Below are 12,816 nucleotides of genomic sequence, written 5' to 3'. Positions count from 1 at the left end.
CAACTCTAAAATATTGATCATCTCCATCATTCCAATGGATAATATCCTTCTCATTAAAATTGACTTCATCTCGGTATCGAATTATTTTTTCACTTTCATTGAATCCAATTGGAATTTCAGCTTCAATTATGTCTTCATTTAGGTCAACTTGAGTAATATCTTTACTATCATAATTATTGATATATCCTAAAACTAAATTTAGTTTCTCATCCGCAAGAACACGGTCCACTTTCTCTAACGGATTAAACATGCCTCTTTTATCTGTTTGAAATATACCCAGACTAATAGACTTTGCACAATGTTCAGGGAAGTTACTTTTTGATGCATCTTTTGTTGCTGCAGCATTTAATTCTTCATGCATTAAATTCACCAATGTATATGCAACAAATTCCTTTGTAAGCAACGAGCCTACATCAATAGGTTGAGTCGTATCTAATATTCCCCATTCAACACTTGCTTGAACATATGAAAAATATTGATTATCCTCCTTAATATTTAAAAAATAAGGATTACTTTTTGTAGATTCAGGTATATTAGCATTAATAACAATTTTTTCTAACCATTCTCCAACAGTAATTGATTCAACTTTCTTAGAACATCCAACATTCACAAACATAAAAATGCAGAGGATAATTTGTAAAGCTTTAGAAATTTGACGCATTCGCATTAATTGTATTCTCTAAAGAATCATAACTAGAAACTGTTAAATCCAAGAAAGTTGCATACGACTGAATAACTTCCCTTTGCTGATCAAAACGATTTGAAAAAATGGTGAATTTACCACGAATTGTTTCACCAGATTCACTTATCCATGAGCCATTTAAACTATCCATTTCTTTTTTAATAAGTTGTAGATGATCATATATTTGATTACCTAGATTTCTTAATTGCCCAACACATTCTGAAACCTCATTTAAAGATATTTTGATATCGTCCATATTTTCCTCCTATATTCTTGTTACTTGATTCATTAGTTCGTTTTGCGTTTCCCGATAGGCTCTTGAAGAATTCCTCAAAAACTCAGCGTATTGCTGACAAAGCATTTGAATTTGCTTAAAATCACCTTCAAATTGTCTAATTTGATTTGTAAAAGCAATATTATCTTTTCCTTGCCAAGCATTTTTCATTTTTTCTACTTCTTCAAACAGCTGTGAATAACATCGTTGATATTCTTGTGTTTCACCTTCTATTTTCATTGCACTTGCATCTAATCTTACAGGATCTACATAGATCTTTTTCATTTCATCACCTTCCTTATCTATTTATAGTTAAGGGATTGAAAACTCCTAAAAAATTATTTTGAAAATGATGAAATTTATTATTTTTATGAATTAGAATTTGTTTACTCTTTTATTTATCTAATACACACATGAAAAAGGATGAATTCAGAGGACTTTGGCTTCATGAATAGCAGATAAAGGCAGATAATCATTGGTACCATAAAAAGATTTCACTTTCTTTTGGAGTGAATCAATTTGTAAACCATGGTAGTTTTTATGATAGATGAGACGATAAGAACAAATCAACATTTGATGATATAAGTGGAGAACTTTCCCATACGATAAAAAAGATCTCTATTTAGAGACCTTTTCATCGTTTTTGTGTATTTCTTGAAGAATCGCATCAATTTTACGACTCTTATTTAATGTATCATCTAGTTTGAAGATTAGATCTGGTACTTTTCGTATTGTTAATCGTTTTGCAAGTTCTGAACGAATGAACCCTTTAGCACGATTTAAAGCTTTCATACCAGCTTCATTTCTTTCTTGTTTACCTAGAAAAGAAACATAAATCGTTGCATATGAATAATCATTTGTAACTTGCACATCCGTAATAGTTATAAACCCAATTGTTGGATCCTTAAGTGTAAATTGAATAATATCACTTACTTCTTTAAGGACAATTTGATTTATTCTTTCTTGCTTAACTTTCATTAAACTTGTTTAACTTCTTGATCTTGATATGCTTCCACAATATCGCCTTCTTTAATATCATTGAAGTTTTCAATTGTGATACCACATTCATATCCACTTGAAACTTCTTTAGCGTCATTTTGGAAACGTTTTAATGAACCAAGAACTCCTGTATAAACAACAATACCATCACGAATTAAACGAACACCACAATCACGAACAAGTTTACCATCACTCACCATACATCCAGCAATAGTACCCACTTTAGATACTTTGAATGTTTGACGAACAACAGCTTGACCAATTACTACTTCTTCATAAACTGGAGCTAACATACCCTTCATTGCAAGTTCCATTTCCTCTACTGCTTTGTAGATAATGTTATGCAAACGAATATCGATACCTTCTTCTTCAGCTTTTTTACGAACATTCGCATCAGGGCGAACGTTGAAACCATAGATAACTGCTTTTGATGCACTTGCAAGCATAACATCTGATTCAGAAATTGCTCCTGCTTGTGAACGAATAACATTTACCTTAATACCAGATACATCAATCTTTTCTAAAGAAGCTTTAACAGCTTCCGCAGTACCTTGAACATCTGATTTAACAATTACTGGAATTTCTTGAACAGAACCTGCTTCAATTTGTGCAGCTAAATCATCTAAAGACATTGCTGAAGTAGATTTACGTTCTTGTTCAATCTTAGTTTGAGAACGTCTTTCTGCAACTGAACGAGCAGCTTTTTCAGAAGCAAATGCTTTGAAGTTATCTCCTGCAACTGGAACATCGTTTAAGCCAATAATTTCTACTGGAGTAGATGGACCTGCTTCTTTAATTTCGCGTCCGCGATCATCTGTCATTTTACGTACACGTCCAAAACATGCACCAACAACAATTGGATCACCTGCTTTTAATGTACCATTTTGTACAAGTAATGTTGTTACTGGACCTCTACCTTTATCAAGCTTTGCTTCAATAACTGTACCTGTAGCCATACGCTTAGGATTAGCTTTAAAATCACGAACTTCAGAAACAACTAAAATAGTTTCTAAAATGTCCTTAATTCCTTCTCCCGCTTTTGCACTACATTTAACGAAAATAGTTTCTCCGCCCCACTCTTCAGGCATAAGACCTAATTCAGACATTTCATTCATAACACGATCTGGATTAGCTTCTGGCTTATCCATTTTATTTACCGCAACAATAATAGGTACTTCTGCCGCTTTTGCATGGTCAACTGCTTCTTTTGTTTGAGGCATTACACCATCATCCGCTGCAACTACGATAATACATAAATCTGTTACTTTTGCCCCACGCGCACGCATAGCAGTAAATGCTTCATGCCCTGGAGTGTCTAAGAAGGTTAGTTTCTTACCATGTACAACAACTTGGTACGCACCAATATGTTGTGTAATTCCACCAAATTCACCTTCAACCACACGTGTTTTACGAATAGAGTCAAGCAATGTAGTTTTACCATGGTCAACATGACCCATAATAGTAACAATTGGTGGTCTTTCTTCAAGAAGCTTAGGATCATCAACTTCATTATCTTCTAAACTATCTTCATCAACAATTTCTTCTTTTTGTGCTTCAATTCCATATTCCATACAAATCAATTGAATTGTTTCTTCATCTAAAGAACTATTGATTGTTACCATCTTAGATAACATGAAAAGTAATTTAATTAATTCACTCGCTGATTTATTGCATTTTTGTGCTAACTCACCAACAGTTATTCCTTCCGTGTATGTAATTTCTTTTACAACAACATCATTCTTCGGAATAAATGTTTTCTGTTGTCTGTTGTTATTGTTTCCTGTATTGCTTCTTCTTTTACCTCTTGCTGCTACTTGTTTTGCCATCATTCCACCTCATTTCAAACAATTTTGTATTGCCTTGGCAAAGCCCTCATCTACAACAGCGACAAACGATACATCTGCACGACCAATTGTATATGCAAGTTCTGTCTTAGACTCAACTTTTAGTACCTTAACTTGATAAAATGTACATTTATCAAGCACTTTCTTCTGTGTATTCAATGAACAATCTTCAGCTAACAACACAATTTTTGCATCTTTTTTTTGGATTGCTTTGATTGCCGTATCACCGATTAATATCTTGCGAGCACGGCAAGCCATCCCAATATATCCTGCAAGTTTTTTATCCACGAATTACCTCAAGAATTTTTTCATAAACTTCATCTGGAATTGGGCATTCTAGTGCTTTTGAAAGTGAACCTTTTTTCTTGGCTATTTCAACTGCAGCTATATCTTTTTTAAGATACGCTCCTCTTCCATTCATTTTCCCTGTCGTATCAACTTCAATAATACCTTCAGGAGTTTTAACAATTCGTAACAATTCTTTCTTCGGACATTGTTCCTGTGTTGCAACACATTTTCTCATTGGAATCTTTTTCATACACTTCACCACTAATCTTCTTCGTAGTATTCCTCAAATTCATCATAATCAATTTCGTCAGAGTAAGCTTCAAGTGCTTCTTGCTCTTCACGTAAACGGATTTCTTCCAATTCTTCTTCTGAGTATACTGGTTTGATATCATAGTCCTTATCTTTTTTGATATCAATTGAACGTAATTTACGTTCATCTTCATCTTTTTTCTTACGTTTTTTGAATTCAGGTTTATCTGTTTTAGGTTTAGGTGTTTCCGCAAGTTTTTCAAATACAGATACATAATCTGTACGTACTTTAGGTTCACGTTTAACTTTCTTAACAACTTTTTCTGTTTCAACTTTTTCTTCAGTTTTCTTAACTGGTTCTTCTACTGGAGTAGGTTTAACTTCCTCTACTGCCTCAACTACTTCAATTGTTTCAACAACTGGTGTTTCTTCAATAACTTCCACCACTGGTTCAACAACCTCTACTACTTCTTCTATTGCATCTTCTACAATTTCTTCAACTGCTTCAATTTCCATTTCTTGTTCCATTTGAGCAATCGTTCTAGAAGCTAATTCACGTTTGAATTTCTCTTGTTCAACTTCATAATTAAACATTAGCTTATCAAAATCAGCACCTTGTTCAATTAATTCTTCTTTAGTCTTAATATCAATTTTCATATTAGTAAGTTTCACTGCTAAGCGAGCATTCTTACCTTTTTTACCAATTGCTAATGATAATTGACTATTATCAACCACAACCAATAATGAGCGTTTCTCTTCAGTTGGTAATACTGCAATAACTTCTGCAGGAGCCAATGCATTTTTAACTAACTCAGTTGTATTTTCACTCCATTCAAAGATATCAATTTTTTCACCATTTAATTCATCGCTAATTTCTTGAACACGTTGTCCACGAGGCCCAATACAAGCACCACGAGGATCAATATCATCATTCTTTGAATAAACAGCCATTTTTGTTCTTTCGCCTGCTTCACGAGCAATTCCACGAATTTCTACAATACCTTGATAAATTTCTGGAACTTCTTTTTCAAACAAACGTTTAACAAGTTTAGCATCCGCACGTGATACTAAAACTTGTGAACCCTTCGTATCTTTATTACATTCAGTAATAACTACACGAATTTTTTGACCTTCTTGATAGCGTTCACCAGGAATTTGGGCTCCTTTAGGCATCAACGCAATTGTTTTGCCTAAGTTAACTAAAATGAATTTTTCTTCAACAGATTCAACAATACCAAGTACCATTTCATCTAATAAATCAATGTATTCATCATACACAGCTTGTTTTTCTGCTTCACGAATTTTTTGTTTCATTACATTCTTTGCTAATAATGCAGCAGCACGTCCTAAATCATTAATAGATACTTCATGCTCAATGTATTCACCTAATTGAATTTCAGGATTTTCTTCTTTTGCTTCTTCTAATGAAATTTCAAGTTCTTCATCTTCTACATCACTAACAACTAAATATTGTTGAAAAACAGTAATCTTACCTGTCTTATCATTAATATCAACACGTACAAGAATATCTGGAATATCGACATGTTTACGATATGCTTTTGCTAGGGCTTCCATTAATGCCTCTTTAACAATGTCTTTTGAGATTTTACGATCATCCTCAATTAATTGCATTGCTTTTAATAAATCTTTAAAATTCATTTCTATTATTCTCCTTTTGAATTTTATATTCTTACTGCCAAACGGCAGAATTCGATATCTTCTTGGTTAAATGTAACTTCACGTGTTAATGCTTTGTCGCGATAATTCATTGTTACTTCACCATTTTCAACTTTAAGTAAATCCCCAACAATCTCCAACATTTTCTTTGCTGGATGTTTTAAGCGAACATAAATATGTTGTCCAATTAAATAACCTAATTCACTCAATTCCTTGACTTCTCTTTCAGCTCCTGGTGAACACACTTCTAAAAAGTATTCATCCAATTCAGGATATTGTTCATCAAGTATTAAAGATAGTTTTTCTGAAACATCAGCACAGGTATCGATATCCATGCTACCATCTTGTTTCATAATTGAAATTTGCAAAATACGATTTTTCTTTTCATTTACCCATTTAACATCGTAGAGTTTTACATTAAATGGTGTAAGTTCAGGTAAAATTAGCTCTTTAATTTTGTCGAGTTGATCCATACGTTCTCCTTTAAACAACAATGAAGGAGTGGTCATCAACCACTCCTCAGTTCTTACATGTCAATATAATACCACTTTCTTTACTGTTTGTATAGTATTTTATCTATAAACAGCCTGTTTTTCACATAAGCCCAATTATTTTTCGAATCCGTGAATTAGTCTTTTCCGCTTTTTATTTTCTCCATATCTTCCTCATAATGCAATCAATCACTTTCTAAATCATTAAAAATTGCAATATTCTTTATAATCTCAAGAAAAAAGGAACTTACGTTCCTTAAAATAATGACATTTGATTTTTTTCTTGAAGCCCATCAATAGCTCCCAATACCTCAAGTTTACGAAGTAGTGTTAGTGAACATTGTGTTCTTGATGTCAAATCTTCCTTAGAAAGAAATGGTCCTTTTTCTCTTGCTTCAACAATTGATTTTGCAACGTTTTCACCAAGTCCATCAATCGTTGTGAATGGTGGAATAATAATTCTGTGATCATCTTTTTCGACAGTAAATTCAGTCGCAAGTGATTTGTATAGATCTATCTTTCCAATCTTATAGCCTCGAGCATAAAGTTCAAGGCATACCTCTAAGACACCATACGTAGCTAGTTCGCGATTTGTAACTTGCTTCGCTGTTTCTGGATTATTTCGTCGATTACGTATTTCCTCTAATCTCGATTTAATTGCATTAATTCCTTTGGTCATCGTTTCTATTTCGTATGCATCACAACGAAGTGAGAAATAAGAAATATAATACCAATGTGGATAATGAACTTTAAACCAAGCAATACGCACTGCCATGATTACATAGGCAACCGCATGAGCCTTAGGGAACATATACTTAATTTTTTTACAGCTATCAATATACCAATCAGGAACTTCATGCTCACGCATGATAGCCTCCCATTCATCATTTAATCCTTTCCCTTTACGCACACTTTCCATGATTGTAAAGGCTACTTTTGGCGGTAAATGCTTCGCCAACAAATAAGTCATAATATCATCACGACACCCTATAACTTCTTGTAATGTAATTCCTTGCTCAACTAAGTCAGCAGCATTATTAAGCCAAACATCAGTACCATGTGATAATCCTGAGATAATAACAAGGTCACTAAAGTTTTTAGGTTTAGTTACTTCAAGCATTCCACGTACAAAACTTGTACCAAATTCAGGTAATCCCAATGCTCCTGTTTTTTCTCCATACTCTCGGATATCAGCTTTTAATGCATCCGAAGAAGAGAAAATACTCATCGTTTCTGGATCATTCATAGGAATAGTTTTAGGATCAATACCCGAAATATTTTGTAACAAGCGCATAGCAGTCGGATCAACATGTCCTAAAATATCAAACTTTAAGACATTATCATGAATATCATGGAAGTCGAAATGTGTAGTCTTCCATTCTGATTTTGGATCGTTGGCTGGAAATTGTACGGGAGTAAAATCTGTTACATCCATATCATGAGGAATTACAATGATTCCTCCTGGATGTTGTCCCGTTGTACGCTTAACTCCTGTGCACCCTACAGCTAGTCGCTCTTTTTGAGCTTTACGCATATTCTCAATACCCATCTCTTCAGAGTATCCTGTTACATAACCAAAAGCTGTTTTATCTGCGACAGTTCCAATCGTTCCTGCACGGAACACATGATCCTCACCAAATACTTCTTTAGTAAATAAATGTGCTTTATCTTGATATTCTCCAGAGAAGTTTAAGTCAATATCGGGCACTTTATCTCCTTCAAATCCAAGAAATGTTTCAAACGGAATATTTTGTCCATTACCACGAATCATTTGATGACAACCTGGACATTCCTTGTCTGGTAAGTCAAATCCTGAAGCAACTTTATCATCATCAATAAATTCAACATAATGACAATTCTCACATACATAATGCGGCATTAAGGGATTAACTTCTGTAATTCCACTCATTGTTGCAACAAAGGAAGATCCAACAGATCCACGTGAGCCTACCAAGTAACCATCTTCATTACTTCTTTTAACTAACAAATGTGAAATGTAGTAGATAACTCCATATCCATTCCCAATAATACTATTTAATTCTCTTTCAAGTCGTTTTTCTACAATTTCAGGTAAGACATCACCATAAATACGATGTGCCGTTTGATAACAAACTTCTCGTAATTTCTCATCACTACCTTCAATGGTTGGTGCAAACAAACCATCTGGAACAGGTTGCGATTTTTCAATTTGTTCAGCAATTTTATTAGTGTTTTCTATTACAATTTCATGAACTAATTTTTGATTATTTAACCAACTAAACGCTTCTAACATTTCTGTTGTTGTTCTAAAATGTTGTTCTGGATTAACTAATTGACGACGAATTTTTTCATTATATACATACAATGGATGACGAACTCCACCAATACCTTGTGTTTGAATATAAATATCACGATAGATTTTTTCAGTAGGATCGCAATAATGTGCATCTCCTGTTGCTACTACAATTTTCCCTAATGTTTGAGCAGTATTAATAATACGAGTCAAAACTTCTTTTAGTCTTTCCATTGAAGGAATTGAATGCATTGCTATTAAATGACTATAGTTTGCTAGTGGTTGAACTTCAATATAATCATAAAATTCTATTGCTCTTTCTAAATCTTCTTGACTACGATTTGCTGCACTCTCAAACACATCACCATTTAAACATGCAGATCCAATTAATATATTTTCTCTAAATTCATTTAACTTGCTTCTAAAAATACGTGGTTCTGCTAAAAATTCACTACCATTTGATTTGCTATTGGCATTACCAAAAATAGCAAGTGTCTCTGTATTTGAAGTAGTTACCAATTGATAGATTGATTTAATACCTTTTTGATTTTTCGCAAGCACACAAACATGGGTACTTCTAACTTTTGCATACGATTGTGCACTTTGTAGATTTTGTAAATCAATCAATGTTTGAGCACCTCTATCTTTGGCTTGATGAATCATTGCTAAAAAGACATCCGCTAAAACATTAGCATCATAATCAGCACGATGCGCCACTTCTTCATCATAGGCAATTCGATATAAGCGAGCAATATTTCCTAAACGATAGGTACGTCTTTCACTGTGAATAGCACGGGCAAAGTCAAGTGTATCTATAACTGGATTAGTAAGTGGTTTTCTTCCTAGTCGCTTTAATTCTTCATTCATGAATCCAATATCAAACGATGCATTATGGGCTACTAAAATACGATCACCTATCCATTCAAGTAATTCGTCTACAGCCTCATCAAATGGTTTAGCATCATGAACTAAATCTTCCGTAATACTTGTTTTCTCTTGAATAAACGGTGGAATTTTAACTGGTGGCTTAATGAACATTTGTTTACGTTCAATAACTGTTTGATTTTTTATTAATACGCCACCAAATTCGATAATATGATCAAAGAAACAAGATAATCCCGTTGTTTCTAAGTCAAATGCAATGTATTCAGAATTAAACAAATCTTGGTCATTAGGTCTACGAACAATATTTAATTGTGGCTCAACCATGTTCATTTCAACGCCATATATCATTTTAAAATTCGCATCAGGATTTTTTTTCAATATTTTACTAACTGCCGCTTGTGCTTTTGGAAATGCTTGAACAGCCATATGATCAGTAATTGCTATTGCATTGTGTCCCCAAGCAAATGCTTGATTAACATATTCCGCAATTTCACAAACTCCATCCATCTCTGACATAATTGTATGAGTATGTAACTCAACACGTTTTTCATTAGATAAATCTGATCGTGAATCTTTTTCTATTTTCTCAATATCATTTGATTTACAAACTAATTCTTTTTCATATGAATCATAAATAATTGAACCGTAAACACGAACTGTATCTCCTTCGCTAACCTCTTTCATTTTCTCAAGAGGTAAACGATTATTTTCAAAACGCTTAATAACGATTGCATCTGTTTCATCGGCAAGCGAAATTGTTTGAATCGTATTTCCTGTACGCGTTGTTTGATAAACTACTCTAAAAACAGTCGCATCGAATTGAATATTATCACATTCATTTAGTGCATCTTTTAGTTTAATTACCATGTAATTATCTTTTTTAACACGCTTCATTGTATATTTTGTAGTCTCTTCTTTTTTTACTTGCGTATTAGAAGTTGGTGTTGATTTACTCATAGGTACAATTAACTCATCAATCTTAACAACTAATTCTTTCGTACAGAGTGATATTAGTTGTTCTTTAAAGCCAACTGAGTTCAAAAATAAAACTAATTCTTCTTCATAATAAGAAGCTTTCTTCACATCCTCATCGTTCGCAAAAAGTATTTGAATACCATCACTTGTATAAGATGGCATACCTTCTTTAAAAATTAAATGAGACGGTGAAAATGTTGCAAAATACCAAACATATTTTTGTAATTCTTGAATATTTTCTTCATATGTAGCAGTTTCAACATATACACGACAACTTTTACATAAAGATGCACAAAAGTATTCACTAAGTGCTTTATATAAGTCAAAGGGTAAAATTTTATCTAATTGTATAGTAAGTTCTAATCGTTCATTTTTCTTAAAAAAACGAGCATTTGTTACTGTCGCATTATCAAAATAAGTCAATAATTTTTGATTGACATTAAGATTATGAACTAAATTACTTAATGGTAATGGTTTCATTGGTGCCTCTCATTCTAACGTCTATAATCATATCATTTTTTAACTCTTTTTTTAAGACGCATTTCTATTTTATTTAAGTAGATGCTTAAAAAATTATCACATTATATTATTGCTGGATAATTACGTACATTATTTTTAACTATTTCTTCAAAGTATCTATTCATTATAGTTCATAAATTGAAGAAATAAATAAAGAGGTTTTAACCTCTTTATTTAGCTTATAAAAGTTCTTTGCAAATACTTTCTGCAGCTTTCTTTCCTGCGCCCATCGCAAGAATTACTGTTGCAGCTCCACTTACTGCATCACCACCTGCGTATACTGATTGAATTGAAGTCATTTGATCTTCATTCACCACAATACAACCACGTTTATTTACTTCAAGTTTTTTTTCTGAATCCTTCAATAATGGATTGCTTGAAGTACCGATTGCCATAATTACATAATCACAAGCAATATTAAATTCACTATTTTCTTTTACTGTGACTCCACGTCTTCCTTTTTCATCAGGTTCGCCAAGTACCATTGATACACATGTCATTCCTGACACTCTACCATTTTTATCTTTTTCAATTGCTACTGGATTTGTTAGAATTTTAAAATCAATTCCTTCTTCCATTGCATGTTCAACTTCTTCTTTTCTTGCCGGCATTTCATCAAGTGAGCGACGATAAACAAGTGTCACCTTATCGCCTAATCGACGTGCACATCGTGCTGCATCCATTGCTACATTACCCCCACCTACAACAATTGTGTGTTGTGGTTTAGCGATTGGTGTATCATAACGGTCATCGTAAGCTTTCATCAAATTACAACGAGTTAAATATTCATTTGCACTTACTACTCCAACAGCATTTTCATTTGGAATGTTCATGAAATTAGGAAGACCTGCACCAGAGCCAATAAAAAGCGCCTTAAATCCTTCATCCCACAAATCTTCAATTGTTTTTATTTTACCGATTATTACGTTATTCTCAATTTTGACATTATAGTTACGAAGCGCATCAATCTCTTTTTTCACAATTGATTTAGGTAATCTAAATTCTGGAATACCATATGTTAATACCCCACCACTTGCATGGAGTGCTTCAAAAATTGTTACATCAAATCCCGCTTTTGCACAATCAATTGCGCAAGATAACCCAGCTGGGCCACTTCCAATGATTCCAACTTTCATACCATTTGTTTTAACAGTAGTTACTTTATCTTCACCATGATCTGCGACAAAACGTTCTAATCGACCTATAGCCACTGCTTCGCCTTTTATACCTCGGACGCATTCTTTTTCACATTGACTCTCTTGCGGACAAACACGCCCACAAATGCTTGGAAAATTATTTGTTAATTTGATTTCATGAAGTGCCTCATCGATTTGATCATTCGCAAGATATTGAATGAATTCAGGAATATGCACATGGACAGGACAACCATTCATACAAGGCTTATGTTTACAATTTAAGCAGCGATTTGCTTCTTGAATTGCCATCTCTTTTGTATAACCTAATGCAACTTCTTCAAAGTTTTTGCTACGTACTGTAGGGTCTTGAAAAGGCATTGGTGTTTTTTCATTTTGCATATTTGGCATTATTTAACTTCCTCCTTCATCAAACGACATTGATGAGATTCATCATCACGATACATGCGGTTTCGTTCAACAAGATTCGAGAAATCAACTTTATGGCCATCAAAGTCTGGACCATCT

11 protein-coding genes are annotated in these 12,816 nt (G+C 33.4%); all 11 read right to left on the bottom strand.

The window, feature by feature from the left end; all coding sequences use genetic code 11:
* On the bottom strand, positions 1–667 hold a 667-nt coding region (locus RSB60_RS08200), incomplete at its 3' end, for a hypothetical protein (RefSeq protein ID WP_332615681.1).
* Complete coding sequence (locus tag RSB60_RS08195) at positions 645–938, bottom strand: pore-forming ESAT-6 family protein (protein WP_323381587.1); 294 nt, start codon at positions 936–938, stop codon at positions 645–647. The genes RSB60_RS08200 and RSB60_RS08195, both read right to left, overlap by 23 nt.
* 9 nt (positions 939–947) lie before the next feature.
* Complete coding sequence (locus tag RSB60_RS08190) at positions 948–1,241, bottom strand: WXG100 family type VII secretion target (protein WP_323381588.1); 294 nt, start codon at positions 1,239–1,241, stop codon at positions 948–950.
* A gap of 333 nt (positions 1,242–1,574) precedes the next feature.
* On the bottom strand, positions 1,575–1,934 hold the full coding sequence (gene rbfA / locus RSB60_RS08185) for a 30S ribosome-binding factor RbfA (RefSeq protein ID WP_323381589.1): 360 nt from the start codon (positions 1,932–1,934) through the stop codon (positions 1,575–1,577).
* Entirely contained in the window at positions 1,934–3,781 is a 1,848-nt protein-coding gene (infB, locus tag RSB60_RS08180) for a translation initiation factor IF-2 (RefSeq protein WP_323381590.1), read from the bottom strand. The genes rbfA and infB overlap by 1 nt, the downstream gene beginning before the upstream one ends.
* Positions 3,782–3,790: 9 nt before the next feature.
* Complete coding sequence (locus tag RSB60_RS08175) at positions 3,791–4,087, bottom strand: ribosomal L7Ae/L30e/S12e/Gadd45 family protein (protein WP_332615678.1); 297 nt, start codon at positions 4,085–4,087, stop codon at positions 3,791–3,793.
* A complete protein-coding gene (gene rnpM, locus RSB60_RS08170; protein WP_323381592.1) occupies positions 4,080–4,337 on the bottom strand; it encodes an RNase P modulator RnpM in 258 nt (85 codons plus the stop codon). The genes RSB60_RS08175 and rnpM overlap by 8 nt, the downstream gene beginning before the upstream one ends.
* An 11-nt stretch (positions 4,338–4,348) precedes the next feature.
* Positions 4,349–5,995, bottom strand: coding sequence for a transcription termination factor NusA (gene nusA / locus RSB60_RS08165; protein WP_323381593.1), 1,647 nt, complete (start codon positions 5,993–5,995; stop codon positions 4,349–4,351).
* A gap of 23 nt (positions 5,996–6,018) precedes the next feature.
* Positions 6,019–6,486 carry a ribosome maturation factor RimP gene (gene rimP / locus RSB60_RS08160; protein ID WP_323381594.1) on the bottom strand — a complete coding sequence of 156 codons (468 nt, stop codon included), beginning with the start codon at positions 6,484–6,486 and terminating at the stop codon, positions 6,019–6,021.
* A gap of 274 nt (positions 6,487–6,760) precedes the next feature.
* Positions 6,761–11,116 carry a PolC-type DNA polymerase III gene (locus RSB60_RS08155; protein ID WP_332615675.1) on the bottom strand — a complete coding sequence of 1,452 codons (4,356 nt, stop codon included), beginning with the start codon at positions 11,114–11,116 and terminating at the stop codon, positions 6,761–6,763.
* A gap of 218 nt (positions 11,117–11,334) precedes the next feature.
* Positions 11,335–12,699, bottom strand: a complete 1,365-nt coding sequence (gltA, locus tag RSB60_RS08150) for an NADPH-dependent glutamate synthase (protein WP_332615673.1) — start codon at positions 12,697–12,699, stop codon at positions 11,335–11,337.
* Positions 12,700–12,816: the final 117 nt, after the last annotated feature.

It is taken from the genome of Anaerorhabdus sp. (assembly GCF_036657415.1).
In the GTDB taxonomy this organism is placed as follows: Bacteria; Bacillota_I; Bacilli_A; order Erysipelotrichales; family Erysipelotrichaceae; genus Anaerorhabdus.
This window is presented reverse-complemented; position numbering and strand designations above follow the sequence as displayed.